Here is a 25,836-nt window from a genome sequence, read left to right as displayed (position 1 = left end):
CAAGGCCACCATGAACGTAGAATGCCCCACCTGTAAGAAGTCCGTGGAATGGAATGAGAACAACGCGTTTCGCCCTTTCTGTTCCGAACGCTGTAAACTGATTGATCTGGGCGCCTGGGCCAATGAGGAATACCGCGTTCCTGCAGAAAATGCGTCCCCCGACGATCTGGACCAGGGCGGCGACACAACCACCCATTGATCGCCCGTATTAACCCGCCCTTAACCCGTTTTAAGTTGAGCCACCAAAGCCGGACCGTTAACATTCCGGCGGTTACATTCAAACATTAAGAAGGTCGAAGAATGAAAGCGTCCCGAATCCCCCTTATCGTTCTGTCGCTTGCGGCAGCACCTGTATACGCCTCCGATGTGGACCTGAGCCTGACCAACGACTCGGTCAAGGGCCAGGTCAACTTCTTCGGCACCAATTCCGACCTCCAGGTAGGCACCGGCTATACCTATCACGAAGGCAGCCGCCACATCGGCAACGTGGATTTCCACGCCCAGGGCCGCACGGCCATTGGCAATCTGCCGACCACAGCGGGCATTGGTGTTCGCGCCTTTGGCTGGGACGATGATCGGCTGGACGGCGGCGCCGTGGCTCTTGGCGGCTTTGCCACCGTGAACGTGCCCAACGTACCCGGGTTGTCGTTCACTGGCGGGCTTCACTATGCGCCCAGCATCCTTTCCTTTGGCGATTCCGACGACCTCACCAGCCTCGAGCTTCGCGGCAGCTACCGTGTTATCCGCAACGCCGAGTTGTTTGCCGGTTACCGCTACCTGAACACCGAATTTGACGGTCGTGGTGACCTGAACCTGGATGAAGGCGTCATGGCCGGTATGAAGATCTTCTTCTGATCCGGCCCTGACCCTCACGACATTACCCCGCCCGCCCCTACCAGGGCGGGGTTACCACTCCCCATTTTCGTGCCCTTCCTCACTCTTTGTGCCTTGCCAACTTGATAGACTTCTGGCTCACGCTCCGGGAACGTTTATCAGGCATGGACAACCCTATGTTTCACTTAGCTGCACGGGCATTCGCCGCTGTTTTCACTCTCTCCACTTTCACATTGGTGGCCGGCTGCGACGGTAGTGGCGACGCCAACGACGACGTGGCGGGCCGGGAAAACAGCTTCCCGCCGACAAAGAATGCGATCGACGACTTCACACCCGGCTCCACCGGTGACTCCAACAATGCGTCCGGCCTGGCAGAAGATGAAGTGCGAATCACCATGGAGGTGCCGGAATCGGTTGCACCGGGCGGAGAGTTGACCCGCCGCAACCTGCGAATAGTGGAACCGGACACCATCCGGGTTTACCAAACCGACCAGACCCTCCGCGCGCTCGCCTCTGTAGACACCCGGTCCCGCCGGGAAGACAGTGGGCGGACGGTTGTCCGTTTTGAAAATGGACGACCGATCGGGCCGAATGTCGTCATCGAAGCCACCTATGGCAACAGCCGTATGCGATCGCTGGCTGCCGATGAGGACCGGGATGTGAAGGTGAATCCGTTTTCGGAATTCCTGGTGGCCAACACCCTCGACAGCTACAGCTCTGGTGAATTCTCCCAGATCATGGACTGTGTGAACGATGCCAATGGCAACCTTTGTTTGAACAAATACGTTTGGCCCACCCTCGCCGACCAGGTCCATGATTTTGAGATCAACATACCTGGCACCCTGGATGTCGACGGCGCACTCGCCCTGCTTGAGCAACGAGGAGACTTCGCCCGGTATGTCGACGCCATGGCTGACTATGCGCTTCTGGGAGAGAGCTCGTCCGGCAAGATAGAGGCAAGCTCTGCGAATTACCATTCGGTGTTCTGGGGCGTGGAGCTGGGGCAGACATTCCTCGAATCCAGTATTGCCGGATCCGGCCAATGGGGCGTGCGTATCGCGCGCGAGGAAACCACTACCGACCAGAACGGCACCGGCTATCTTTACCCGGGCATGACGTTAACCTCCCTCGACGCCTTCAATATTCGGGTTACGTCCCTGGCCAGCGATATCCCCTATGACCGTCGGGCATTGATACACGCCGATGGTAATGAATTCTTCGACCGACCGGCCTGGGATCTCAATACCCATTCCTCCTCTCCCGGTGCCGCGACTGTGGAGGACGACATTCGCCTGCTGGCCGGCCGGGCCCTCTACCAGAGCATCACCGGCCGTAGTAGCTCCCGGATCATCGGCTGGACCCGCAATCCATATTTCCTGGACGCCTATGTCGGCGGCGGCACCGAGCAGCCCGATCGTGTCCTTAGTGGGTATTTCAGTGCCGGGAAAGCCATTGAACTGCGTTCCGAAAGCGGCGAGCTGAAACGAGAACGCACACTGGAAGATCACTACCTGTCCGTGTTCGAACTGAACCTGCTAAGGAAAGAAGGGTTCCAGCGGCAGACATTGGACGGTCGTGACTACAACGTGGTTTACCTGTCCACCCGCATGGGCGATGAAAGCGAGCCCTTTGTGGTGGAGTCCGGTATTGGGAACTGGCAGATCAGTGGCCCAGACGTCACCCAGACCATGGCGACCACCACACTGCGCAGGGACAATACGGGCACCGTCACGGTTTCCGTACCGGCGGACAACCCTGGCCAACGGGATGCCAACTGGGTCATCAGTGAGCGCCCGTCGCGGGTGTATGACCCAAACAGTGGAAACCGTGTCGTCAGCAACGGACGCCTGAATCTGGACCGTGATAGCGCCTCCGGCCTGGATGAGAAGCCGGATATTGCCGTCGGTGCGTCAACGCCAGACGGCTCCCTGATGGCCTTCAACCTGGACACCAATGCTATTGGTGACGGAATTCTGGTGGCCGCCGAGCAGGCCAATACCTCACCGCCCGGCCAAGGGCGCTACCGCCTTCAAGGCGTGGGGCTGGGAATGGAGCAGGCCAGAAACCGGCTGACGCATTTCGATAATGCCTTGCTCGTCATTGAGTCTTCCAGCAGCGCTCGTCTCGAGGGCCGGACACTCGACATTATCCATCAAGTCGATGCCGAATCCGTTTCCACTCCACAGGCACAGTCACCCGGAACGGTCTCCCTGGCGTACATAGCCAGCAACAGTGGAGCAGCCACGTTTAGCGCAGGCAACCTGACGCTGGATGGCTTTTTCACCCGCGATCAGGACCAGTTTTTCCTGCAACTCAGGCAGACAGACGGCCAGGAAGAGGTGCTCGGGTTGCTCATGGCGACACGCCTGCCAGAATAGCGGGCAGCAAACCACCCGGGCGACGTCGGCGTATAACCTGTTATAATTGCTGTCATATCGATTGTAACGAGAGGTTTTATGTCTTCTGGTATCCGGGCGCTGTGGTTGATAGTTCCGCTGGTGGTTTTTGGTTTATGGGGCACACTGCACACCCCTGACCCAGACCACGACCGAGACAACGAAGACTCGGATATCGCCCTGGCCAAACTGCCTTCACTCCCTGGCTGGTCACGAGCTGACTTGCCGGATTTCTCCGCCTATCGTGATACCACCGAGAAGAAGGCCGCGTTTTTCTCGTTTCTGTACCCACGTATTGTGCTGGCAAACTCACGCATTCTGATCGAGCGTGAGTACCTGGACAGCCTGGCCAGCAAGGACGAACTCAGTAAATCGGAACTGACCTGGCTGAAAAATCAGGCCGAACGGCTGAGGGTGGATGAAGAGCCCGCCAGCGAAAGCATGTTCCGGCGCCTGCGAAACCGTCTTGATGTAATCCCACCGTCGCTGGTGCTGGCACAGGCCGCCAATGAATCCGCCTGGGGCACCTCCCGCTTTGCGCGCAGAGGCAATAACCTGTTCGGACAATGGTGTTTCTCGCAGGGTTGCGGCCTGGTACCCCGGGGGCGCGTTGAGGGCGCCAGCCATGAAGTGGCAAGTTTCTCCTCACCTTATCTGTCCGTGCGCTCTTACATCCAGAACCTGAATCGCCATCCGACCTACCAGTTGCTCAGGGACATTCGCCTGAAAGCTCGTAACCGTGATGATATTGCTAGTGGGCCAAGTCTTGCCGCCGGTTTGCTGGGCTATTCCGAACGCGGCGAAGACTATGTGGAGGAAATTCGCAGTATGATCCGCCACAACAATCTGGATTATTACGATGAGGACTTCCAGGTTATTGTTCAGGAATCCGATTCCCGCAAACTGTCCGAACTGGCTGCGACAAGCAAGGAAGAGGTACTCTTGCCCGGTGCCGCTAGCGATGACGAAACCAGTGGGGAAGGCTAACCCCACCATCACACAACCAAGCTAATTCGCATTCCGGAGACATCGGTCAATGTCCAGGTTCTTGCCCACACCTGTCAAAGGTGTGCTTGCAGTGCTTTGTATTGTTCTTAACACCCTTTGGTTATTCCCGATCCTGATGGTGTTTGCCGTGATCAAGTTGTTGATCCCGACCCCTTCGGTTCGCAAAGGCTGCACCATTGTGCTGAACCGCATCGCATGGGTCTGGATTGGCTTCAACAATGTGCTGGCTGACGTGCTTCACAACATCGAGTGGGATGTCCGCGGCGCTGAGGGCCTGAGTCACGAACACTGGTATTTCGTCACCTGCAACCATCAGAGCTGGGCCGATATTCCCGCCATCCAACACGTACTGAACAGCCGCATCCCACTATTGAAATTTTTCCTCAAACAGCAATTGATCTGGGTACCCTTACTGGGTGTGGCCTGGTGGGCGCTGGATTTCCCCTTCATGCAGCGCCACACCAAGGAGCAGATCGCCAGCCGCCCGGAGTTGAAAGGCAGGGATGTGGAAGCCACCCGGGCCGCCTGTGAGAAGTTCCGTTATACGCCGGTGACCATTTTCAACTTCATGGAAGGGACGCGATTCACGCCGGCCAAACACCAGGGCCAGAATTCACCCCACAGACATCTGCTCAGGCCCCGCGCCGGTGGCACGGCCTTCGTGCTGGAGTCGATGGGCGCATCCCTGCACACCATGCTGGATGTGACCATCGTGTACCCCAACGGCAAGTCCGGGATTTGGGATTATCTGTGTGGCCGGGTCCAACGGATTGTGGTTGACATACGAAGGCGGGAAATTCCGCCACGGTTCTTGGGCATGGACTATGAAAACAACCGTGAAACGCGAGCAGACTTCCAACGCTGGGTGAGCCAGATCTGGGAAGAAAAGGATGCCCTGATAGACGAGCTGAAACAGCCCAACTGAGCACCTTAGATCTCCCTTATGGCAACAGCTACAACAGCCCCAGTTCGCGGGCGCGGACGATGGCCTGCGTGCGTGACTTCACCTCCAGTTTGGCGTTGATACGACGGGCATGGGTTTTCACCGTATGCAGAGAGATGTGCAGGCGGTCGGCAATGTCCTGGTTTGACAGCCCCTGGGCAATCAACTCAAGAACCCCCTGCTCCCGATCACTGATCGGTTCCGCGAGAGGCGCCTGCTCTTTCATGTCGGTGAGCCCGTACAGCGTACCTATCGCTTCAACAAACGGTGTATCCGGTAAGTGGGGCCAGGTTTTCTCGAGCAGCTCCTGAAGCTCTCCCCTGAGCTCGGCGAAGGGGCTGATGTAATGCTCCTCTCCCGCCAGGGCCATGGTGGAGGCCAGCATTTTCTGGGCAGCGGCGGGGCCCTTCTGGCGCCAACTAAGGACGCTTTCCAGAAGCCTGGAATAGATATCCAGCCCGAACGGCAGTGTATCACCGCTATTATCACGAATGTTCCGGACGGTTTCAGCGGCCTTGATGTCGTCGCCCCGTGCCAGTTCGATCCGCGCCTGCAGGCACTGCAGCATGCCCGGCATCATCGGGAACATTTCTGGCACACAATTCACTTCCCGCCATGGTTTGAGCCGTTCCATCGCCTGCGCCGCTGTGTCCGCCTGCCCCAGTGTCAGCCACCCGCTGATTTTCAGGGCCTCAAGCACAGGCACGTACACGGATTCATCCACTTGCCACGACTGCATGGTGCGTTCGGCACGACCAATCCAGGCAAACGCGTCGTCCATGCGGTTCTGTGTGCGACAGATCAATACCCGCAACGCCATGGCCAGTAGCAACCCAAGATCCCGGGTCTGCTCGCCATGGCGGATGCAGGTTACCAGCAGGCGGTCCGCTTCCGCTTGCCTCCCCTGATGCCAAAGCACCATCACCAGGTTCAACTGCAGGCGCGTTTCGCCGACACGGGCGGGCCGTGAGGACTCGTTCATGGCGGTGTCCAGGCCAGTGCGCAACAGTTGCTCGGCGTGCTTCAGTGAGCCTTTTCCAAGTTCGATCCGCGCGTGGGCATAGACTGCCAGAATCTCCGAGCCTGCGTCTCCCGCCTCTCTGGCCAGCCTGGCGGCAATGCGGTTGGCTTCCCTGGCATCGCCAAATTTGCCAGCGGCGCACAACGCACTGGACCTGACCAGTTGCGTCACCAACTGGCCCTGAGTAGACAGTTCTTCCGCCTGCAGGGCCCTGTCCGCTACCGCCAACGCCTCATCAACGCTGCCTTCACCACGGAGGATAAAGGCCCTGAGCGCGTCGATTCGGCCGGCAAGCTCAGGGTACTCTCCGTTATCCAGATCGTTGATCAACGTTCTTGCCTGGCTGAACTGGCCACCAATGGCATGAACCCAGCCGTAGACAATTTTCAGGCGTGCGCTGCGTTCCAGCAGCCCCGCTGGCAGCGACCTGCGGAGTCGCAGCAACGAAGCGGTATCCTGTCCAATCAACAAGGCCTCGGAGCCTTCCGACGCTATCCGGACCGACTCTTCGAGGTTGCCGCTGACCAGGGCATAGCGCAGCGCCTCGGGAAACTGGTTGCGCTCGCTGAACCAGCGGCTGGCCTTCAGGGCACGCTCCCTCGACCCGTCCAGGGCAGGCGTCTGCAACCAGTCATGGAGCAATGGATTCAAGCGGTACCAACGCCCGCGCCCCGGTAATGGGCGCAGGGGAATACCGCTTTCCGACGCCGCTGAAGGCCGAAAGGCGTGATCACACCCTGCATCAGCCAACGCCAGGAACAGTTCGTCCGACACGATTTCCATTTCCGCCATGATTCGCAGGGAACGCTGTTGACCAGGCGTCAGGTGGATCAGCACGGCGTCCCTGAGGAAACGCTCCACACTGAACGTTTCCTGGATCGGCAATCGCGATTCCGGTGTGGATTCCAGTTCCCGCTGGTACAGCCCCAACGGCGTAATCCACCCCTCCGTTAGCGAATTGAGGTGCTCCACGGCGACTGTGGTCAACTGGTTTCGATTGACCAATGTGTGGAAAAACTCGAAGGTTTCCAGCCGTGTCAGCTCGAGGGAGTCGGTGCCGATTCTGTTGAATCGGCCTTCCAGTTCAAACGTGTGGGTTTCAAAGGGCAACGGTTTTCTGGACACCATCACCAAAGCCAGACCAGGAGGAATGCTGGCAACGAGTTGCTGGAGCAACGCGATGGCTGCTGGGTTGACCACCGTGCCGACGTTGTCGATCACCAGTACGCTATCGCCGGCCGGGGTGTTCCAATGCTGGTCAGACAGTAACAGGGCAAGCGCGTCCGTATTACTGGAGGCTTTTTGTTGCCCGGACGGCCGGGAGGTTGCACCGGGTGGGGTCAGCGCAATTTCCAGCAAGGCCAGTAGACGCCCGGCATCGTTTTCCTGCCCGGTCAGGCCCAGCCACCGAAGGGTTTCAGGGGTGCGGGAAGTTTCACGGAACGCCGCACTCAGGGCATGGGTTTTTCCAAAACCGGATGGCGCCTCCAGCAGCAGGGTTGACCCCGGCGTTATGGTGGCAGTCAGCTTCTCGGTTAGCGCGGGCCTTCTGAGATAATTCGGAACGGGCTCCGGCATCCGTACCCGCTGGCGCAGCAAATCCCTGATCAACTCACCACGATGAGCACCGCCTAATGTTGACTGGAACTCATCGTTGGCCGCACAGCCATCATCGAATGGTTTCACTCTTTGCCCCGTTGAAAACCCGGAATCTATGAGCCCGGTGGGCCCTTTTCCGGCAAATGTGATCTCTGCTTTGTCGTTGCTGTGGCGCCCTGCATCGGGTACGCCTTTAGTATTAGTAGGGAGAGGTTAAACCAAATCAGGGGTAGGCTGCAAAAATTTGACGGGAAGGTTACAAAACACCGGCAGATTTCCAACAATCGGGGAAAATCAAAGGCTTTAATAAAAAAACGGCGGGCCAGGGCCCGCCGTTTTTAAGCCACCCGGGATCACTCCCGGATAATGACGACTTACCGCGTACCTGCGCGACGAAGTGCAGCAGGCGTGTAGTCACGTGACCTTCGGTCAACACCGAACTCATACGGGTTGGACTCTTCGTTGGTCAACCCCAGGACCAGATACCGGCCAGACAGCAGGTCGTAAAGAGTTTCAATGGCGTACCAGGGCACGATCTGATCGTAGAACTGCATGCTGTGCGCTTCAGCCACACGCCACAGTTCTCCACGACCATCGTAGTGATCGATCACCGCTGCCTGCCATGTGTCTTCGTCAATGTAGAAGTCACGCTGGGCGTAGATATGACGCTCACCATCCTTCAGGGTGGCACGCACGTGCCAGACACGATGCAGCTCATAACGGGTCAGATTCTGGTTGATATGACCGGCCTTGATGATCTCGTCATAGTCCAGGCTACGGTCGACCAGCTTGTAGGAATTGTACGGGATGTACATTTCCTTCTTTCCAACCAGTTCCCAGTTGTAACGATCAGGCGCACCGTTGAACATATCGAAGTTGTCGGAGGTACGCATGCCGTCTGAAGCGGTACCAGGGCCGTCATAAGCTACCTGCGGTGCGCGACGAACCCGGCGCTGACCGGCATTGTATACCCATGCACGACGCGGTTCTTCAACCTGGTCAATAGTCTCGTGAACCAGCAGGACGTTACCGGCCAGTCGCGCAGGCGCAGTAATGGCCTGCTTGAAGTAGAACAGTACGTTCGGGTCCTGCCCTGGCTCGTAATCTTCCAGGTACGTTTTCCATGTCAGTTCGTCCTGGAATTTTACTACGCTGAAAGCACCATCTTCGGTTGGTGTGACCTGCCCAACGTTACGCTGGACCGAGCCACCACGATAACGGGTGATGTGGTTCCAGATCACTTCCAGACCATTCTGCGGAATCGGGAATGGAGTGGCCGTCTGGTAATTACCCAGGCCGTTACCATCCTTGATCAGCTCCACCGTCGTAGCGTTGTCAACGGTATCCTTCATGACCTGTTCCGGGTACGCAGCAGAACGATGCGTCTCGTATACCGGCATGACGTAGTCGTCATAACGCTTGATCATCGCAACCTGGCCAGGGGAGAGATTTTCCGCGTACTGGTCAACGTTGCTCTGGTTGATGGTGAACTTAGGTTCCTCATTCGGGAACGGGTTCACGTAGATACCATCGTTTTTGTAGCCCGCCGGAGGCGTTGTCAGACCGCCATCCCAGGCCGGAATAGCGCCTCCGTTACCCGCTTTCTCAGCGCCCATTGGCGTGAGCGAGTCACCCAGCTTGGCCGCTTCCTGTGCGGAAACCGCGCCAAAGGCGTTACCCGCAATCAACGTTGCAGACAGGATGCCAGTGGCCAGTAGCTTCTTGTTCAGTTTCATTTAAATTACCTCGTTAAACGAATTCAGGCCGAATCAGAATGAGTAGGAAACGCTCGCACTCACGAAATCACGGTCGGTCAACTCGTTATACGGCTTGCCACCGAAAAAGTTTGTGTAACCGATATTACCGGTTATACGGTTCTGGTATTCAGCCTGCAATGACAGACCAATGGCCTTGTTGCCTTCGCTGAAGTTACCGCCCGGAGAAGGCGCGTAACCCTGCACATCGTGGCTCCAGGCCAGTTGTGGTGAAAGGTTAATGCCAGAGAACGCGTTCAGGTAGCTCCACACCAGACGGGTACGGTAGCCCCAGGAAAAGGACGTGGTAAAGCCCTCGTTATTACAATAGTTGGTATTGATGTTGGCGCCTGCCTCACAGAAATCACCCGTGAAGTTGGAGCCGTCCACCGGCAACGTACCGATACCGAAGGTGCCTGAGCGACCGTAACGGGCTTCATCTTCGTCCGGAAGATCGTGAACGTAGGTGGCACCAAATTCAGTGATCAGGGACAGGCGGCTTGCTCCCATGACCTGGTCGAAGAACTTGATCAGCGTGAACTGCGCCTGGGAAACATTGAACCGGTCGTAGCCGTCAACAGGCTTTCCAGCCAGATTGGCTCCACCGGATTCTTCGAGCCGCTGTTTTTCCAGCTTGCTTAGAATTTCCCCGTTTGGACCACGCTGCTGCAAACCACCAAAGATCAGCTCAAATGCGTTCCACTGGAGCGGAACGTTATCACGGAAGCTGTATTCAGCACCCAGAGACCAACCACCCGGGGTCGTGGTGTTGATACTGATACCATAGAGATTGATGTTTTCGGGATACTCAATAAAGTAGCTCGGAAACGTGGAGTTCGGCTCATTCGGATCGTTCTGTTGGCTGCCGCTGGGTGAAGACGGGTTGTTCACCAGACCACTGACATACGGCAGACGGCTGTTGTACTTGATGTAGTAGAAACCAAGCTCTGAATCGTTCAGGGCTGGCACATACCAGCGCAACGCGACACCAAACTGGTCTTTGGAATCTGCCTCACGGTCCGCAAGACGAGGAGCAATGAACCCCTGCGCCGCCGCTTGAGAATCAGGCAACTGACCTGCTAGCAAAACTGGACCACAACCGTCAGCAGCGAAGTCGTTTGTGGAAAAGAACGTGCCGCAATCATCTGGGCGAACCGGCTCCCAATCAGCTTGCACGAAGGTCTCAACAGTCACATTTTCCGTAATACCTGCGGATGCGTAAAACATCTCAACCGGCAACAGCGCATCCTTCAGTTCGGAGCCTGGTGCCCGGAAGGCAGGTACGTTAACCGGGTTGATGGTATTTATGCCCCCCTGGATAAATGTACTCTCACCCCAGCTCAACACCTGCTTGCCGTAGCGCAGGCTGACCGGCACATTACCAAAATACCAGTCGGAAAATACGTAGGCATCAAGAATTTCGCCGCCGGAGGCATATTTTTTGGCCTCTTCGTTCAGTTCGCGACGCTGACCAACAGGATCAACCGCTCTGCTCTCATCCTTCAACTCGAAGTCATACCAGTAACGCCCCCGCGCAAAGCCACCTATCCGGGTAAGCGTGTCGCTATCCACATCGTAGCTGAGAAAAAGTTCGCTGTTACCCTTGACGATTTTGGAGTAGGTATCCCCTTTCTCGAAGTTGAGGTTACCGTCGTCATAGTTGTTGGTAGAAGCACCGATGTTGGCCAAGGGCTGACCGGGAGCGTATTCAGGCCCCAGGTTACCCTGGGCAATCAACCTTCTGTCCTGTGACTCGGTTCGCCAGCCAACGCCCGCCGACAGCGTCGTGTTGAAAGAGGCTTCCACATCCCCCACGTAAAATGAATAGGCAGCTGCCTGCCCGGATACTCCGGCTGCAACTGCTACGGCCAGCGGCAATTTAGTCCACTGCTGCCATTGATGTGTTTTTCTTGTCATTGGAAGGCTACTCCATTGTTGTTCTGAGTCGCTGCTCTGATTATTGGTGTTCACGATGTTTGGAGGCTTCATGCACAGTGCTCGTGATGTTGGCACTATAGCTAACGCCATCGAACGCTTTGATCAGTCAAAAGTATGATTTTACGATTCCGCCCCTCTCTGGTACGCCCCTCTCTGCGGCAGACTTCCCTCGCACTGACTCACTATAGTCAACAAATTTGGATGCAACCAGCCGGCCCAAATCACAGCATTTCAATAGCCATCGCCGTCGCCTCGCCACCACCAATACACAGTGCTGCAACGCCCTTCTTCTTGCCATAGTGTTTGAGGGAGTGCATCAGCGTCACCAGCAGGCGGGAGCCAGTGGAACCGACAGGGTGACCCTGAGCGCAGGCGCCACCGTGGATGTTGACCTTCTCCGGGTCCAGGCCGAGCTCGCGGATGGGCATCATGGCGACCATGGCGAAGGCTTCGTTGATCTCAAACAGGTCCACGTCGTCTTTTGTCCAGCCGGTTTTGGCGAAAAGGGTTTCGATGGCACCCACCGGAGCGCAGGTGAATTCAGCCGGATGCTGGGACTGGGTGCTATGGGCAACGATCCGCGCCAAGGGTTTAAGGCCGCGCTTTTCGGCTTCGGATTCACGCATCAACACCAGTGCAGAGGCACCATCCGATATTGACGAGGCATTGGCCGCGGTAACAGTGCCGTCTTTGGCAAAGGCCGGGCGCAGGCTCGGGATCTTTTCGATGTTGGCGCTGTGGGGCTGCTCGTCGTCCTCAACCACCACTTCACCTTTGCGGGTCTTGACGGTAACCGGGATAATTTCGTCTTTCAGTAGCCCTTCTTCAATGGCTTTCTTGGCTCGGGTCAGGGAGGTAATCGCGTATTCGTCCATCTCTTCCCGGGTGTAGCCTTTCTTGTCGGCCATTTCCTGAGCGAAAGCCCCCATCAGCCGACCGGTTTCCGCGTCTTCAAGGCCGTCCAGGAACATATGGTCCTGAGGCGCCTGGCCTGGCCCCATGCGATAGCCACCGCGAACGCCCTGTAGGATGTACGGTGCGTTGGACATGCTCTCCATGCCACCGGCAACCATAATATCGTTGGTGCCGGCCTTGATCACATCGTGGGCAAACATGGCGGCTTTCATGCCCGAACCGCAAAGCTTATTGATCGTCGTGGCACCAGTGCTGTCCGGTAGCCCCGCCTGCCGCATGGCCTGGCGAGCCGGCCCTTGCTTGAGCCCTGCCGGCAGGACATTGCCCATGATCACTTCCTGCACGTCTGCCGGCTGCAACCCGGCACGGCGGATAGCTTCGGTAATACTGATAGCACCCAGCTCCGGTGCGGAAACCGCGGCCAGGCTGCCCTGGAATCCGCCCATGGGGGTGCGTACACCACTGACGATGACGACGTTGTCTGTGCTCATTACTTGATCTCTCTATCGTTTGGGTAGTTCGTTATCGGATTGGACTTCATTTAGTCCGACGTCTATCAGGCCTTGTGAGGTGCCTCGAGGTATTCCCTGGATTGCATTTCCAGCAACCGGGACTCCGTTCGTTCAAATTCAAAACCAAGCCGCCCGCCGGCATACAGGTCCGTAATCGAAGCTTCTGCGGAAATGATCACCTTGACGTTGCGATCGTAAAATTCGTCAATCATGTTTATGAATCGCCGGGCCTGATCGTCCTTGTCTTTTCCCAGCACCGGGACATTGCTGATGATCACTGCGTGAAACTCCCGCGCCAGCTCGATGTAGTCGTTCTGGCTGCGCGGGCCATCGCACAGGGTCCTGAAATCAAACCAGACCACGTCATCGGCGTGGCTGAGGGCGGTCAGCTTTCGGCCGTTGATATCCAACTCCAGGCTGTGGCTGCCCGCCTCAAGCGCAAGCCCGTCGTAACTTTTCTGAAGGCTCTTGTCGGCGTCCTCATCCAGGGGAAAGTGGTACAACTCGGCCTGCTCCAGGGTTCTCAGGCGATAATCCACACCGCCATCCACGTTCACCACTTCGGTGTGCTTCTTGACCAGCGCGATGGCGGGCAGGAAGCGGGCACGCTGCAGGCCATCCTTGTAAAGCCCGTCAGGCACGATATTGGAGGTACAGACCAGGGTCACACCACGGCTGAACAGGCCATCCATCAACGTTGCCAGTATCATGGCGTCACCGATGTCAGAGACAAAAAATTCGTCAAAGCAGATCACCCGGGTTTCGTCCGCAAACATTTTCGCCACGATATCCAACGGGTTTTTCTCGCCTTTCAGGCTTTTCAGTTCCTTGTGAACACGCTGCATAAACCGGTGGAAGTGCACTCGCATCTTGCGATCAAAGGGCAGAGCTTCATAGAACGTATCCATGAGGTAAGTTTTACCGCGACCCACGCCGCCCCAGAAATACAAACCCTTCACCGGATCTTCTTTGCCCTTCCTGAACTTGAGGCGAAGTTTGACCATCGGTTTGTCACGCTCCCTTTCCGCCGCCACCAGTTTGTCGTAAAGTGACTGCAAACGGCGGACCGCATCTTCCTGGGCCGGGTCTTTGTGAAACTCGGGCCGCTCAAGGTCCTGCTGGTATCGTTCCCATGGGGTCATATGGGTAGTGGTCATACGGATTCGCTTTTGGGGTGTCATTAAGGCGTTTCCCGAAGTATGGTCATTCATAACGGCGGCGTATTGTGGCCGATTTTGGCTTTATTCGCCACGTTCGGCACTCCCGGAGACCGCTGCAGCGGGGGGGCAAGCCCGACACACGACGCAATACGACGATTGGCGCACTGAGCATTCGTGCGTGAAAGGGCCTTGAGACGATATACTTTAGGAAGGAATTCCTATTCATCAAAAGGATGACACAGCTTATGACAAACCTGATTCTGGCAGCCATCGCCGCATTGATTGTTGGCATTGTCATCGGGGTTCTGGTTGGCCGGTCTGGTCAAGGCTCCACCCTGCGGCAGCGCCGGGCGGAACAGCAGATTGAGGAGCTGAGAAACGAGTACACTCGCTACCAGGCGCAGGTTAATGAGCACTTTATGGAATCCGCGCACCTGCTGCGCCGTTTCAACGACACCTACCGGGACGTGAACCAGCACATGGCGCGAGGTGCCAACCGCCTCTGCAACGACGAGGACTGGCTGCTGGAGCTTGAAAAAGAAAACGCCAAGGCTCGCCTGGAAGGCGCCGCCAGCGAAGACAATGCAGAGCCGCCCCGGGACTACGCCCCGAAGAGCGACCCCAAGGAAAAAGGCACCCTGGCCGAGGACTTTGGCCTGGCCGAGAAGCAGCAGAAAGCCTGACGCTTACACCGGGTTATCGCAGTCGATAAACCGGTGACTTATCCCGAACGTTTTCTCCAGAGCCCGCGCCAGGGCCTGAACGCCATAGCGCTCTGTGGCGTGATGCCCTGCTGCATAGTAATGGATACCGCATTCGCGGGCGGTATGGGTGGTCGGCTCTGAGATCTCGCCACTGATGTAGGCGTCCAGCCCCGCGTCCAATGCGCTGCCAATGAATCCCTGTGCCGCGCCAGTACACCAGCCAACCCGGGAAATCTGTACCGGCCCCTCTCCAACCCGGAGCGGTGCCCGCGCCAAACGCTCACCAATCAGGTCTGCGAACGCTTGCGGCGCCATCGGAGCTTCCAGTTCACCCTGCCAAACAAGCCCGCCCAACGGACGGGGATTAAGAATACCCAGAACGTCGGCCAACTGGCGATTGTTGCCATACTCAGGATGATCATCCAGCGGCAGGTGGTAAGCAACCAGGTTAATGTCGTGGTCCAACAAGCGCTTGATCCTGTCCCGCTTCATGCCACGGATAGCCTGATCTTCCCCTTTCCAGAAGTAGCCATGGTGCACAAGGATCATGTCGGCATTCGCGTCGATTGCCGCGTCCACGAGCGCACGGGAAGCAGTGACACCACTGACAATGGTGTTGACCTCTTCCGCGCCTTCAACCTGCAGACCGTTGGGGCAATAGTCCTTGAAGTTTTCCGGGGCCAGCCAGTCGTTCAGTGTGCGGAGTATCTCAGTGCGTGAAGCCATGCAGCCTCCGTGATATTGCCTTGAGTATGTTGTGTCACACCAACGTTTTCAGGCACTCAATCAACCGCTTGTTCTGGTCGGCGGTGCCGATGGTGATGCGCAGGAAATCCGAAATACGGGGTTTATTGAAGTGACGCACAATCACACCCTGTTCCCGCAGCCCCTTCGCCAGGGACTCGCCGGCGTGATCCGGATGGCGCGTAAGGATAAAATTGGCCTTCGAGGGCAACACATCGAAGCCCAGGGCTTCCAGTTCAGAGGTCACCCATCCCCGCTCACCGATCACGCCTTCGCAGGTGGCACGGAACCAGTCTTCGTCCTCGAAGGCAGCAATGGCGCCCGCCTGGGCCAGGCGGTCGAGAGGATAGGAGTTAAAGCTGTTCTTGACGCGGTTCAGGGCCTCAATAACCTCCGAACTTCCAATCGCGAAACCAACGCGCAATCCCGCCAGGGAACGGGCCTTGGACAGGGTCTGGCAGACCAGGAGATTCGGGTATTTCCCGACCAGCTTGATGGCACTCTCCCCACCGAAATCCACATAGGCTTCGTCCACAACCACAACCCGATCGGGATTGGCGGCCACGATAGCCTCAACCTTGTCCAGCGCCAGGTATCGCCCGGTAGGCGCATTGGGGTTGGCGAAGATAACGCCACCGTTAGGCTGTTTGTAGTCCTCGGGATTAATCTCGAAGCTCTCGGTCAGCGGTACCGTTTTGCCTTCAATGTTATAGAGCCCGCAATACACCGGATAAAAACTGTAGGTGATGTCCGGGTAAAGCACGGGCTCGCCGTGCTGGAAGAGGCCATAAAAGATGTGCGCCAGCACTTCGTCGGAACCGTTACCGAGGAAAACCTGCTCGCTCTGGACGCCATGGTAGCTGGCAATGGTGTTTTTCAGGGCTTCGCCTTCGGGATCTGGATAGAGCCGAAGGTTATCGTTCAGCTCGGCGGTGATCGCCTCGACGACCTTCGGAGACGGACCAAACGGGTTTTCATTGGTGTTCAGCTTCACCAGGTTGGCCATTTTCGGCTGCTCCCCGGGGACATAGGGAACCAGATCCTTTACCAACGGACTCCATAACTTACTCATGTAGACTGATCCTCCCGCACCCGGTACTCGGCAGAGCGAGCATGCGCCGTTAACCCTTCACCGCGGGCCAGAACCGAGGCAACCCGCCCCATCCGGTCCGCACCCTTCGCAGTAAACCCAATCAGGGAAGACCGTTTCTGAAAGTCATAAACTCCCAGGGGCGACGAGAAACGCGCCGTACCGGACGTCGGCAACACGTGGTTAGGGCCGGCACAGTAATCACCCAGCGCCTCGGCCGTAAAGCGGCCCATAAAAATCGCACCGGCGTGGCGAATTTCTTCGACCAGACTCTCCGGGTCTTCCACGGAAAGCTCCAGGTGTTCCGGCGCGATGCGGTTGGACACCTGGGCGGCTTCGGAAAGGTCGGCAACGTGGATCAGCGCGGCCCGGTCAGTCATTGAGGTAGCGATAATGTCCGCCCGCTCCATGGTAGGCAGCAGTTTGTTGATACTGGCCTCCACCGCATCCAGGAACGCCGCATCCGGGCTGATAAGGATGGACTGGGCCTGCTCATCGTGCTCGGCCTGGGAGAAGAGGTCCATGGCGATCCAGTCCGGGTCGGTTTTACCGTCGCAAATCACCAGAATCTCGGATGGGCCCGCAATCATGTCGATGCCGACGGTGCCGAAAACTTCGCGCTTGGCAGTGGCGACGAAAATATTGCCGGGACCGACGATTTTATCTACCGCCGGAATGGTTTCGGTCCCATAAGCCAATGCGCCAACTGCCTGTGCGCCGCCTACGCAAAACACACGGTCCACACCCGCAATCGCCGCAGCCGCAAGAACCATATCGTTCACCACACCATCCGGCGTAGGAACCACCATGATTACCTCACCTACCCCGGCAACCTTTGCCGGAATGGCGTTCATCAAAACCGACGACGGATAAGCGGCCTTGCCACCCGGCACATAAAGCCCTGCCCGATCCAGCGGCGTCACCTTCTGCCCCAGCACCGTGCCGTCATCGTCCTCATACTGCCAGGACTTCTGATTCTGACGCTCGTGATAGTCACGCACCCGCTCGGCGGCTTTTTCCAAAGCAATACGCTGATCCTGGGGAATAGCGTCTAAAGCTTTCTGCAACCGCTCCTGCCCCATCTCCAGCTCGGCAACGGAACCAACCCTCAGCCGGTCAAACTTCTCGGTAAACTCAAGAACCGCCGCGTCACCACGGGTTTTTACCTGATGCAGGATATGACGAACCGACTCATTTACCTGATGATCAACACTGTCTTCCCAAGCCAGAAGCTTGGCCAGCGCACTGTTAAAGCCACTGTCGGAAGCGTTCAATCGTCTGATGCTGATATCAGTCATTTCATCTTTCCTGCTGTGCGAATCTACTCCGCGGTTTGAAAAGTGTTATTGGCCTGAGGATAAGTAAATGGCCCGGGAACGGGTCAGGAAGGGCTTTCCAAAACTGTACGAAGCCATGGATGGCGGAGTCCAAGCGTCACATGGATGTGCCGAAGGAGCGTGTTTTGGAAAGCCCTTCCTGAGCCGTTCTTACTCCGAAGAGGCCCGCCGCTTCTCAACAGCAGCAGACATCATCTCAATTATGGGATTAATGCCCGCATGTTTCATCTTCATCGATGCACGATTGACCACCAGGCGAGAACTTATGTTCTCAATCAGCTCACGAGCTTCAAGGCCATTCGCTTTCAGGGTATTACCGGTATCAACGATATCCACAATCTCGTCGGCGAGACCCAGAATCGGCGCAAGCTCCATGGCACCGTACAGTTTGATGATATCTGCCTGACGGCCCTGGGCCGCGTAATATTGGCGCGCCAGGTTCACAAACTTGGTCGCGACACGGAGCCGGCCTTCCGGCGCTTTGATGCCTTTCTTCCCCGCTGTCATCAACCGACACCGGGAAATATTCAGGTCCAGCGGCTCATAAAGCCCGTCGCCGCCATGCTCCATCAGCACGTCCTTTCCCGTCACCCCCAGGTCCGCACCACCGTACTGAACATAGGTAGGCACATCGGTCGCGCGCAGAATCAGTATGCGCACATTGGGATCTGTGGTTGGGAACACCAGTTTCCGCGACTTCTTTACATCGTCGACCAGTTCAATACCCGCTTCTTTCAACAGCGGCAGCGTCTCGTCCAGGATTCGCCCCTTCGACAGCGCGATGGTGATGGAGTCGGTCATGCGTCCTTCCGGTTTAATGTGTTCAGGCTGGCAGGCGCCGGATACTGGCGCCCAACAGCTGCAGTTTTTCTTCAATACACTCGTAACCACGGTCGATGTGGTAAATACGGTCCACGATGGTGTCACCATCCGCCACCAGCCCGGCAATAACCAGACTCGCGGACGCCCGCAGGTCCGTTGCCATAACGGGGGCACCGGTGAGGTGATCCACGCCCTTGATAATGGCCGCATTGCCTTCAAGCGTGATGTCCGCGCCCATGCGGATCAGCTCCTGCAGATGCATGAAGCGGTTTTCGAATACCGTTTCCACGATGGTTCCGGTGCCTTCAGCCACAGCATTCATGGCCGCAAACTGCGCCTGCATGTCGGTGGGGAACGCCGGGTATGGAGCAGTCCGGATACTGACTGCCTTGGGCTGATTCCCTTTCATATCCAGGGAGATCCAGTCCTTGCCGGTATCGATATGGGCACCGGCCTCTTCAAGTTTCAGCAGTACAGCTTCCAGAAGGTCCTCGCGGGTATCCTTCAACTTCACCCGACCCCGGGATGCGGCCGCAGCAACCAGATAGGTGCCGGTTTCAACACGGTCCGGCAGCACGTCGTAATGGCAACCGTGGAGTCTCTCAACACCATTGATTTCGATAGTAGCGGTGCCATGGCCCTTGATGTCCGCGCCCATGGCAATCAGGCATTCCGCCAGATCCACCACTTCCGGCTCCCGGGCAGAGTTTTCCAGGATGGTTTTACCATCGGCCAAAGCTGCGGCCATCATCAGGTTTTCGGTGCCAGTGACCGTCACGGTGTCCAGGAAGATATGGGCACCTTTCAAGCGGCCATTGGTCTTTGCCTTGATATAGCCATTTTCGACCTTGATCTCGGCACCCATCTGTTCCAGGCCCTGAATGTGCAGGTTAACCGGCCGGCTACCAATGGCACAGCCACCCGGCAGGGACACTTCCGCCTCGCCGAAGTGAGCCACCAGGGGCCCAAGCACCAGAATCGAGGCCCGCATGGTTTTAACCAGCTCGTAGGGCGCGTGGAACTGCTTGATGGTATTGGCGTGGACTTCGACACTCATTTTCTCGTCGATCATCAGTTCCACGCCCATGCGGCCAAGCAGCTCGATCATCGTGGTGATGTCGTTCAGGTGCGGCAGGTTGCCCACCGTTACCGGTTCGTCCGCCAGCAGTGTGGCGGCCAGAATCGGTAGCGCTGCGTTCTTGGCGCCGGAAATCCGGATTTCGCCGTCGAGAGGCTTGCGGCCTCTGATCAGAAGTTTGTCCACAATGGTGTCCTGTAGTTTGCGGGCGTATCAACCCTGGCGCGCGGCCCATTCAGCCGGCGTAAAGGCCTTGGGGTGCAGAGCGTGAATGGTGCCGTCCAGAATGTGCTGAAACAACGCCTTGTTGATCAGTTGCTGCCGCTTGATGGTTGGCAGCCCCTCGAAAACATCGCCCACCACAACAACAAGATAGTGATTGCCATCGACCTGCACTTCGACTTCACAGCCGGGCAGCGCCTCTTTGACCAGCTCGGCAACTTCGGTGGCTTCCATAAAAAATCCTCGGGCGTTTTTAAATCAAGGGCGAGATTGTAACCAATTATGGCATTCGGGTCAGCTTTGGTGCAGGTTTTCAGGCGATGACGGCGAGGAGAAGCCCGGCAACTGGCGGTCAAGGCCGCTCAGGGCGGCCAACGAGTTCAGTCGATCACTGACGCCGATAAACCGGAGGGACTGGCTGCGAGCGCATGCAAAGCGTTGCCAGCACAACAGCAGCGACAGCACTACACTGTGGGCGGTGCCCATGGCGGACAGGTCTACCTGCAGATCCGCCTTGCTGGCCTGTATCGACTTTTCCCCCTCGCGCCTGACCGGGACTACGGACAGGGGGTCAATTTCCCCGCGCACTGAGAGCGTATTGCCATCAAGACTCACCTCAGGCAGATTCGTACTCATGATTTGTCGACGTCACCTTCGAGGTTCAGGGACTCCACCGCATCACCCCAGTCGTCGATCACGGCCTGGACCTCGCCGCCGTTTTTCTCCATTTCCTGGCTGAACCGATCACGAAATGCGAGGCCGATGTTCACGCCTTCGACGATCACGTTTTCCATCATCCAGCGCCCTTCTTCCGCCTCGTACATGGAGTACGTCACCGGATATCGGGTGCCGGAGGCGCTGATCACTTCCATACGCACGGACGCCCGTGCGTCGTCGTTCGGGTTGATCGTGGCTTCCTTTACCTCGATGGTAAAATCGTCAGCGCTAACCAGAGCCTGAGCGTAACTGTCGAAAAGGCTGCGTTTGAACTTTTCGACGAATTCGTCGCGCTGTTCCGGTGATGTCTGCCGTGCATAGCGGCCCATGACCCGAGCGGCGATTCGGCGAAAGTCGACGAAGTTTTTCAGTTCCTGATCCATACTCCGGTAGAACGCCTGGGGGTCCTTCTCATAAAGACCCTTTTCCTCATTCAGCTTGTCGACCAGCCTCTGGGTGTTCTTATCAACGTACTCGCGGAGTTCCTCCTCCGGACCGGCATGGGCCGGCGCTGCCAGTGCTACCATCAGCAACGTGACTATCATCAGGCTTTGTCTGATCAGAACCATGGTTTTCTCCCGTGAACCACTTTCTTTCATTGTGACTGCCCTGAGGCAAAGTTGGATATTAGCCGTTCAAGATTCATGGCGGATTGTGTGGAATAGAACGTATCTCCGTCGCCCAGCGACTCCATATCTCCGCCCACCGAAATATCAATGTACTGTTCGCCAAGCAGCCCGGATGTACGTATTACTGCTGAGCTATCCGCTGGAATATTATCCACACTGGCGTTCACATCAATAGTCACGCGGGCCTGATAGGTTTCCCGGTTCAGGGTTATCTCCCGGATCTTGCCAACGGTGACACCAGCCATGGATACCTTTGCCCGGGGCGTCAGCCCGCCGGCGTCGTTAAAATTGGCGTAGAGTGTGTACGAGCTTTCCGGCGCTTTCGGCGTAAGCCCGCTGACCTGCAACGCCAGAAACATTATGGCGGCGATGCCCGCGATCATGAACAGCCCCACAATCACTTCTGTTGTTCTCTGTGCCATTCCGGCCCCCTGTTTTCTGACTTTCCAGTATACCGCGGTCAGAAGTCACCAAACATGACGGCGGTAAGCACAAAATCCAGCCCGAGTACGGCCAGCGACGAATACACCACGGTTTTGGTCGTTGCGGCACTGATACCGGCCGAGGTGGGCACACAGTCATACCCTTGATAGACCGCAATCCAGGTGCAGACGAATCCGAAGACAATACTCTTGATGACACCATTCAGGACATCAGTGGTGAAGCTTACGGAAGACTGCATATTGCCCCAGAATGACCCTTCGAACACGCCCAGCCATTCAACGCCCACAAGCATGCCACCCCATATGCCAACCACCGAGAACACCGCAGCCAGCACGGGCACCGAAATAAAGCCCGCCCATAAACGAGGGGCAATCACGCGGCGCAGCGGATCAACGCCCATCATTTCCATACTCGAAAGCTGTTCGGTGGTTTTCATCAACCCGATTTCCGCCGTCAGTGCGGAACCCGCGCGGCCGGCAAACAACAGCGCGGTCACCACGGGGCCCAGTTCCCGCACCAGGGTCAGGGCAATCATCTGACCGATCGCGGCTTCAGATCCGTAGTCGCTGAGGATGGTGTACCCCTGCAACCCCAGAACCATCCCGATAAACAGGCCGGACACCACTATGATGGCCAGGGACAGAACACCGACGGAGTACAGCTGCGTCAGCAGCAGCGGAAAACCGACCGAGGGCCGTGGGACGCCTCCCAGGGCACCGGCAAGGAAACGCCCGGAGCGGCCGAGCGATGCAATCACGTTCATCCCCAATCGGCCAAAAGCCGCCAGCCGGTCCATCAATCCCCCCTCCCGGCCATACTCCAGTCCTGAGCCGCATCGGCAGCCGGATAGTGGAACGGCACCGGACCATCCGGATGACCACGCAGGAACTGCTGAACCTGTTCCGATGGGTGCGCCCTCAACTCCTCAGGTGTGCCGTCGCCTATGATACGACCATCCGCGACGATACAGGCGTAGTGGCAGATACTCAGGGACTCCGGCACATCATGGGACACCAGCACACTGGTCAGGCCCATGGAACTGTTGAGATCCCGGATCAGCTTTACCAGGACACCCATGGCAATCGGGTCCTGGCCGGTAAAAGGCTCGTCGTACATGATCAGTTCTGGGTCCAGCGCGATGCTGCGCGCCAGCGCCACACGTCTGGTCATACCACCAGACAGTTCTGCCGGCATCAGATCCCGGGCTCCGCGAAGCCCCACAGCTTCGAGCTTCATCAGAACGATGTCGCGGATCATATCCTCCGGCAAGGTGGTATGAACCCGGAGCGGGAACGCCACGTTTTCAAAGACACTGAGATCCGTGAACAACGCTCCACTCTGGAACAGCATCCCCATCTTTTCCCGCAGACGGTAAAGCGCCTTGCGCTTGAGCTGAGGAACTTTCTCCCCCGCGACGACTATGCTGCCGGAGTCCGGTTTCAGCTGGCCGCCGATCAGCCGCAACAACGTGGTCTTGCCGGTGCCGCTCGGCCCCATGATGGCGGTAATCTTGCCGCGGGGAATGTCCAGGCTGACGCCATCAAAGATACGGCGATTTCCGCGAGTGAAAACCACTTCTCTCAATTCAATGTAGGGGGATGTGTCCATACCTGCTTCCAAAACCGCCCGGGTGTCGGTGAGCCCGCATTCCCAGCCTTTAATGAGTGCGCTACATTATGTCAACCTGCCGTGAACCTCAATCCATCCGTCACAAAATGAACTGATGTCAATGATCAGTTTTTGCTGAACGTCTTGTCAGGAAGGGCAGTCACAGCCATTGAAGTGATATACTTTTGCCACGATGAAAAGCATCAACATTTCGAACCCGGAAGCCAGATGAACACCGAGACCAGCCAGACCTTCAGAGAATCCGCCCTGCGAGCCATCGAGATCGAGCGTGAGGCCATCCACGCCCTGACCGACCGGATTGATGACCATTTCGTTCGCGCCTGCGAAGTTATCATGGCGTGTCAGGGTCGTGTTGTTGTGACCGGCATGGGAAAATCCGGCCATATCGGTAACAAGATCGCCGCCACCCTCGCCAGCACTGGTACGCCATCGTTCTTCGTACACCCAGGCGAAGCCAGTCACGGTGACTTGGGAATGATCACCAGTCAGGACGTGGTCCTGGGCATTTCCAACAGCGGTAACACCAGCGAAGTGTTGACTATTTTACCGTTAATCAAGCGCATGGGAGCCCCGCTGATCAGCATGACGGGCAATGGGAACTCCATCCTGGCCCGGGAGGCCGTTGCCAACCTGGATATCAGCGTTGCCCAGGAAGCCTGCCCCCTTGGACTGGCCCCCACCTCAAGCACCACGGCCACTCTGGTGATGGGCGATGCCCTGGCCGTGGCGCTGCTTGAAGCCCGTGGGTTCAGCACAGAGGACTTTGCGCTTTCACACCCCGGCGGCAGCCTGGGCCGCAGGTTGCTGCTGCGTGTCACCGATATTATGCACACCGGGGACCGGATCCCCCGCGTGCAGGAAGGCACCACCCTCAGCGGCGCCCTGCTGGAGATTTCCCGCAAGGGCCTGGGTATGACGACGGTCATCAATACCGGGGGAGACCTGGTCGGCGTGTTCACAGACGGCGACTTGCGCCGCACCCTGGATCGCTCCGTGGACATTCACAACACGCCGATTGCCGAGGTCATGACCCGCAACGGGCGTGTGATCCACGATGACCAGTTGGCCGCCGAGGCACTGAACATGATGGAAGAGCTGAAGATCAACGCCCTGCCCGTCATCAATCGCGACGGCAAACTGACTGGCGCTATCAACATGCACGACCTATTGCGGGCGGGAGTGATCTGATGGCCGACACTCTGCGCCCTCAATGGCCAGCGGACCTGATCGAGAAAGCCGCTGCCATTCGCCTCCTGGCCCTGGATGTGGACGGCATCATGACCGACGGCACTCTGCTGTTCAGCGCCTCGGGCGACGAGATCAAAGGCTTCAACATTCTCGACGGCCTGGGCATCAAACAGGTTATGGCTGCCGGCATCAACGTTGCTGTCATTACCGGACGACGTTCGCCGCTGACGGAAAAACGCATGAACGACCTCGGCATCCCGCACCTGATGCAGGGCCGTGAGGACAAGAAAGTCGCCCTGCGGGAACTGGCGGGACGGCTGGAGATCGCGCCACACCAGATTGCCTACATGGGCGACGACCTTCCGGACCTGCCCGCGATCCGCTATGCCGGGCTAGGCATAACGGTACCCAATGGCCACTGGCTGGTGCGCCAGCACGCGGATTTTTGCACGTCGGCCGCGGGGGGCAGCGGCGCAGTCCGTGAAGCCTGTGAACTGCTGCTCTGTGCCTGCGGGCAACTCAATGCCAGCCTGCAACCCTACCTGGAGCAGGACTGAATGGCCGCCCAAGCCCTCTATGCACGGCCTTGGGTACGAACCCTGGGGCTGGCCCTCACGATAGTGGCACTGTTTTTCCTGCTCTGGCAAAGTGACGAGTCATCAGAGCCGGTGGATGCCGCCGCGCTGAGAGGAGAATCGGAGCCAGACGGTTTCGTGGTAAATGGTCGCTACCTCTCTTTCGATGAGACCGGGCAGCTTACCGCACAGTTCGAAAGCCCGCGTATTGAGCAATTCGAGGCCCGCAGCGAGACCATCATGGAATCGCCGAATGCGACGCTTTACGGCGAACCCGGTGACGCACCCTGGCAAGTCCAGGCCAACAAAGGCCAGTTCATGGAAGCTGACGACCTGGTCCACCTGACCGGGGATGTTCGGGTGTCCCAGCAAGCCCAAGGTGGGCGCCCACTGACATTAACCACGTCGACGCTGACACTGGATAACGCAGAGCGTACTGTTTACACAGACGCTCCGGTGAAACTGACCGATTCGTTCAGCCTGACCCGCGCAACCGGCATGAAGGCCTGGATTGATGACCGAATCCTCGAACTCGACTCTCAAGTGGAAGGACGCTATGAGCCCGGCAAGTAAATTC

25 protein-coding genes are annotated in these 25,836 nt (G+C 57.5%); 9 read left to right on the top strand and 16 right to left on the bottom strand.

Annotated elements, in window-relative coordinates; translation table 11 throughout:
* Positions 1 to 10: 10 nt before the first annotated feature.
* The 5 genes from yacG to R1T46_RS10380 all read left to right on the top strand — a co-directional run bounded on the left by yacG (position 11) and on the right by R1T46_RS10380 (position 5,163).
* Positions 11 to 199: a DNA gyrase inhibitor YacG gene (gene yacG, locus R1T46_RS10400; RefSeq protein ID WP_317308186.1), complete on the top strand. Its 189-nt coding sequence runs from the start codon at positions 11 to 13 to the stop codon at positions 197 to 199.
* Between the two features lie 101 nt (positions 200 to 300).
* Positions 301 to 855, top strand: a complete 555-nt coding sequence (locus R1T46_RS10395) for a YfaZ family outer membrane protein (protein WP_317308185.1) — start codon at positions 301 to 303, stop codon at positions 853 to 855.
* A 155-nt stretch (positions 856 to 1,010) separates the two neighbouring features.
* Positions 1,011 to 3,212, top strand: a complete 2,202-nt coding sequence (locus R1T46_RS10390; protein ID WP_317308184.1) for a hypothetical protein — start codon at positions 1,011 to 1,013, stop codon at positions 3,210 to 3,212.
* Positions 3,213 to 3,290: 78 nt separating this feature from the next.
* Positions 3,291 to 4,217, top strand: a complete 927-nt coding sequence (locus tag R1T46_RS10385) for a glucosaminidase domain-containing protein (protein ID WP_317308183.1) — start codon at positions 3,291 to 3,293, stop codon at positions 4,215 to 4,217.
* A 49-nt stretch (positions 4,218 to 4,266) separates the two neighbouring features.
* Positions 4,267 to 5,163 carry an acyltransferase gene (locus R1T46_RS10380; RefSeq protein ID WP_317308182.1) on the top strand — a complete coding sequence of 299 codons (897 nt, stop codon included), beginning with the start codon at positions 4,267 to 4,269 and terminating at the stop codon, positions 5,161 to 5,163.
* 28 nt (positions 5,164 to 5,191) lie between these two features.
* Here the strand turns inward: R1T46_RS10380 and R1T46_RS10375 are convergent, their stop codons facing one another.
* The 5 genes from R1T46_RS10375 to zapE form a co-directional block, all read right to left on the bottom strand.
* Positions 5,192 to 7,888, bottom strand: a complete 2,697-nt coding sequence (locus tag R1T46_RS10375) for a LuxR C-terminal-related transcriptional regulator (protein WP_317308181.1) — start codon at positions 7,886 to 7,888, stop codon at positions 5,192 to 5,194.
* Between the two features lie 287 nt (positions 7,889 to 8,175).
* A complete protein-coding gene (locus R1T46_RS10370; protein ID WP_317308180.1) occupies positions 8,176 to 9,537 on the bottom strand; it encodes a DUF1329 domain-containing protein in 1,362 nt (453 codons plus the stop codon).
* A gap of 33 nt (positions 9,538 to 9,570) precedes the next feature.
* The gene (locus R1T46_RS10365) at positions 9,571 to 11,472 is read right to left on the bottom strand and encodes a DUF1302 domain-containing protein (RefSeq protein ID WP_317308179.1); all 1,902 of its coding nucleotides are present in this window, start codon (positions 11,470 to 11,472) and stop codon (positions 9,571 to 9,573) included.
* 242 nt (positions 11,473 to 11,714) lie between these two features.
* Complete coding sequence (locus tag R1T46_RS10360) at positions 11,715 to 12,899, bottom strand: thiolase family protein (RefSeq protein WP_317308178.1); 1,185 nt, start codon at positions 12,897 to 12,899, stop codon at positions 11,715 to 11,717.
* Positions 12,900 to 12,964: 65 nt separating this feature from the next.
* On the bottom strand, positions 12,965 to 14,062 hold the full coding sequence (gene zapE, locus R1T46_RS10355; RefSeq protein ID WP_317308295.1) for a cell division protein ZapE: 1,098 nt from the start codon (positions 14,060 to 14,062) through the stop codon (positions 12,965 to 12,967).
* Positions 14,063 to 14,325: 263 nt separating this feature from the next.
* On the opposite strand from zapE, the gene R1T46_RS10350 reads away from it, so the two are divergent.
* A complete protein-coding gene (locus R1T46_RS10350; protein ID WP_317308177.1) occupies positions 14,326 to 14,763 on the top strand; it encodes a YhcB family protein in 438 nt (145 codons plus the stop codon).
* A 3-nt stretch (positions 14,764 to 14,766) separates the two neighbouring features.
* Here R1T46_RS10350 and R1T46_RS10345 read toward each other — a convergent pair whose 3' ends face one another.
* The 11 genes from R1T46_RS10345 to R1T46_RS10295 all read right to left on the bottom strand — a co-directional run bounded on the left by R1T46_RS10345 (position 14,767) and on the right by R1T46_RS10295 (position 23,475).
* Positions 14,767 to 15,510, bottom strand: a complete 744-nt coding sequence (locus R1T46_RS10345) for a Nif3-like dinuclear metal center hexameric protein (protein ID WP_317308176.1) — start codon at positions 15,508 to 15,510, stop codon at positions 14,767 to 14,769.
* Positions 15,511 to 15,544: 34 nt separating this feature from the next.
* Complete coding sequence (hisC, locus tag R1T46_RS10340) at positions 15,545 to 16,600, bottom strand: histidinol-phosphate transaminase (RefSeq protein WP_317308175.1); 1,056 nt, start codon at positions 16,598 to 16,600, stop codon at positions 15,545 to 15,547.
* The gene (gene hisD, locus R1T46_RS10335; protein ID WP_317308174.1) at positions 16,597 to 17,916 is read right to left on the bottom strand and encodes a histidinol dehydrogenase; all 1,320 of its coding nucleotides are present in this window, start codon (positions 17,914 to 17,916) and stop codon (positions 16,597 to 16,599) included. The genes hisC and hisD overlap by 4 nt, the downstream gene beginning before the upstream one ends.
* A 189-nt stretch (positions 17,917 to 18,105) precedes the next feature.
* Entirely contained in the window at positions 18,106 to 18,756 is a 651-nt protein-coding gene (gene hisG / locus R1T46_RS10330; RefSeq protein WP_317308173.1) for an ATP phosphoribosyltransferase, read from the bottom strand.
* A gap of 22 nt (positions 18,757 to 18,778) precedes the next feature.
* Entirely contained in the window at positions 18,779 to 20,041 is a 1,263-nt protein-coding gene (gene murA, locus R1T46_RS10325) for a UDP-N-acetylglucosamine 1-carboxyvinyltransferase (RefSeq protein ID WP_317308172.1), read from the bottom strand.
* Positions 20,042 to 20,068: 27 nt separating this feature from the next.
* Positions 20,069 to 20,311 (bottom strand): BolA family protein, encoded by a 243-nt coding sequence (locus R1T46_RS10320; RefSeq protein WP_036209886.1) that lies wholly within the window; start codon positions 20,309 to 20,311, stop codon positions 20,069 to 20,071.
* Between the two features lie 60 nt (positions 20,312 to 20,371).
* Complete coding sequence (locus R1T46_RS10315; protein WP_317308171.1) at positions 20,372 to 20,713, bottom strand: lipid asymmetry maintenance protein MlaB; 342 nt, start codon at positions 20,711 to 20,713, stop codon at positions 20,372 to 20,374.
* Positions 20,710 to 21,363, bottom strand: a complete 654-nt coding sequence (locus tag R1T46_RS10310; RefSeq protein WP_317308170.1) for an ABC transporter substrate-binding protein — start codon at positions 21,361 to 21,363, stop codon at positions 20,710 to 20,712. Before R1T46_RS10310 ends, R1T46_RS10315 begins: the two co-directional genes overlap by 4 nt.
* 26 nt (positions 21,364 to 21,389) lie before the next feature.
* Positions 21,390 to 21,845: an outer membrane lipid asymmetry maintenance protein MlaD gene (gene mlaD / locus R1T46_RS10305; RefSeq protein ID WP_007155310.1), complete on the bottom strand. Its 456-nt coding sequence runs from the start codon at positions 21,843 to 21,845 to the stop codon at positions 21,390 to 21,392.
* Positions 21,846 to 21,883: 38 nt separating this feature from the next.
* Complete coding sequence (gene mlaE, locus R1T46_RS10300; RefSeq protein WP_317308169.1) at positions 21,884 to 22,663, bottom strand: lipid asymmetry maintenance ABC transporter permease subunit MlaE; 780 nt, start codon at positions 22,661 to 22,663, stop codon at positions 21,884 to 21,886.
* Complete coding sequence (locus R1T46_RS10295) at positions 22,663 to 23,475, bottom strand: ATP-binding cassette domain-containing protein (protein ID WP_317308168.1); 813 nt, start codon at positions 23,473 to 23,475, stop codon at positions 22,663 to 22,665. The genes mlaE and R1T46_RS10295 overlap by 1 nt, the downstream gene beginning before the upstream one ends.
* A gap of 228 nt (positions 23,476 to 23,703) precedes the next feature.
* On the opposite strand from R1T46_RS10295, the gene R1T46_RS10290 reads away from it, so the two are divergent.
* From R1T46_RS10290 to lptC, 3 genes are read left to right on the top strand one after another with little or no spacing between them, the layout of a single operon-like run.
* Positions 23,704 to 24,684: a KpsF/GutQ family sugar-phosphate isomerase gene (locus R1T46_RS10290; RefSeq protein ID WP_300494206.1), complete on the top strand. Its 981-nt coding sequence runs from the start codon at positions 23,704 to 23,706 to the stop codon at positions 24,682 to 24,684.
* The gene (locus R1T46_RS10285) at positions 24,684 to 25,241 is read left to right on the top strand and encodes a KdsC family phosphatase (RefSeq protein ID WP_300494208.1); all 558 of its coding nucleotides are present in this window, start codon (positions 24,684 to 24,686) and stop codon (positions 25,239 to 25,241) included. The genes R1T46_RS10290 and R1T46_RS10285 overlap by 1 nt, the downstream gene beginning before the upstream one ends.
* Positions 25,242 to 25,832 (top strand): LPS export ABC transporter periplasmic protein LptC, encoded by a 591-nt coding sequence (lptC, locus tag R1T46_RS10280; RefSeq protein WP_317308167.1) that lies wholly within the window; start codon positions 25,242 to 25,244, stop codon positions 25,830 to 25,832.
* The last annotated feature ends 4 nt before the right edge of the window (positions 25,833 to 25,836 follow it).

It is taken from the genome of Marinobacter salarius, assembly GCF_032922745.1.
In the GTDB taxonomy this organism is placed as follows: Bacteria; Pseudomonadota; Gammaproteobacteria; order Pseudomonadales; family Oleiphilaceae; genus Marinobacter.
The sequence above is the reverse complement of the archived record's forward strand: the minus strand, read 5'-3'. Positions and strand labels throughout refer to the sequence as shown.

Excerpts from the sequence above, each read along its gene's own strand:
- lptC (WP_317308167.1), top strand. The coding sequence starts at position 25,242 with ATGGCCGCCCAAGCCCTCTATGCACGGCCTTGGGTACGAACCCTGGGG.
- hisG (WP_317308173.1), bottom strand. The coding sequence starts at position 18,756 with ATGACCGACTCCATCACCATCGCGCTGTCGAAGGGGCGAATCCTGGAC.
- R1T46_RS10385 (WP_317308183.1), top strand. The coding sequence starts at position 3,291 with ATGTCTTCTGGTATCCGGGCGCTGTGGTTGATAGTTCCGCTGGTGGTT.
- R1T46_RS10365 (WP_317308179.1), bottom strand. The coding sequence starts at position 11,472 with ATGACAAGAAAAACACATCAATGGCAGCAGTGGACTAAATTGCCGCTG.
- mlaD (WP_007155310.1), bottom strand. The coding sequence starts at position 21,845 with ATGGCACAGAGAACAACAGAAGTGATTGTGGGGCTGTTCATGATCGCG.
- R1T46_RS10345 (WP_317308176.1), bottom strand. The coding sequence starts at position 15,510 with ATGGCTTCACGCACTGAGATACTCCGCACACTGAACGACTGGCTGGCC.
- R1T46_RS10315 (WP_317308171.1), bottom strand. The coding sequence starts at position 20,713 with ATGAGTACGAATCTGCCTGAGGTGAGTCTTGATGGCAATACGCTCTCA.
- R1T46_RS10390 (WP_317308184.1), top strand. The coding sequence starts at position 1,011 with ATGTTTCACTTAGCTGCACGGGCATTCGCCGCTGTTTTCACTCTCTCC.
- R1T46_RS10360 (WP_317308178.1), bottom strand. The coding sequence starts at position 12,899 with ATGAGCACAGACAACGTCGTCATCGTCAGTGGTGTACGCACCCCCATG.
- R1T46_RS10370 (WP_317308180.1), bottom strand. The coding sequence starts at position 9,537 with ATGAAACTGAACAAGAAGCTACTGGCCACTGGCATCCTGTCTGCAACG.
- R1T46_RS10295 (WP_317308168.1), bottom strand. The coding sequence starts at position 23,475 with ATGGACACATCCCCCTACATTGAATTGAGAGAAGTGGTTTTCACTCGC.
- yacG (WP_317308186.1), top strand. The coding sequence starts at position 11 with ATGAACGTAGAATGCCCCACCTGTAAGAAGTCCGTGGAATGGAATGAG.
- R1T46_RS10395 (WP_317308185.1), top strand. The coding sequence starts at position 301 with ATGAAAGCGTCCCGAATCCCCCTTATCGTTCTGTCGCTTGCGGCAGCA.
- hisC (WP_317308175.1), bottom strand. The coding sequence starts at position 16,600 with ATGAGTAAGTTATGGAGTCCGTTGGTAAAGGATCTGGTTCCCTATGTC.
- R1T46_RS10285 (WP_300494208.1), top strand. The coding sequence starts at position 24,684 with ATGGCCGACACTCTGCGCCCTCAATGGCCAGCGGACCTGATCGAGAAA.
- R1T46_RS10320 (WP_036209886.1), bottom strand. The coding sequence starts at position 20,311 with ATGGAAGCCACCGAAGTTGCCGAGCTGGTCAAAGAGGCGCTGCCCGGC.
- R1T46_RS10310 (WP_317308170.1), bottom strand. The coding sequence starts at position 21,363 with ATGGTTCTGATCAGACAAAGCCTGATGATAGTCACGTTGCTGATGGTA.
- mlaE (WP_317308169.1), bottom strand. The coding sequence starts at position 22,663 with ATGGACCGGCTGGCGGCTTTTGGCCGATTGGGGATGAACGTGATTGCA.
- zapE (WP_317308295.1), bottom strand. The coding sequence starts at position 14,062 with ATGACCCCATGGGAACGATACCAGCAGGACCTTGAGCGGCCCGAGTTT.
- hisD (WP_317308174.1), bottom strand. The coding sequence starts at position 17,916 with ATGACTGATATCAGCATCAGACGATTGAACGCTTCCGACAGTGGCTTT.
- R1T46_RS10290 (WP_300494206.1), top strand. The coding sequence starts at position 23,704 with ATGAACACCGAGACCAGCCAGACCTTCAGAGAATCCGCCCTGCGAGCC.
- R1T46_RS10380 (WP_317308182.1), top strand. The coding sequence starts at position 4,267 with ATGTCCAGGTTCTTGCCCACACCTGTCAAAGGTGTGCTTGCAGTGCTT.
- R1T46_RS10350 (WP_317308177.1), top strand. The coding sequence starts at position 14,326 with ATGACAAACCTGATTCTGGCAGCCATCGCCGCATTGATTGTTGGCATT.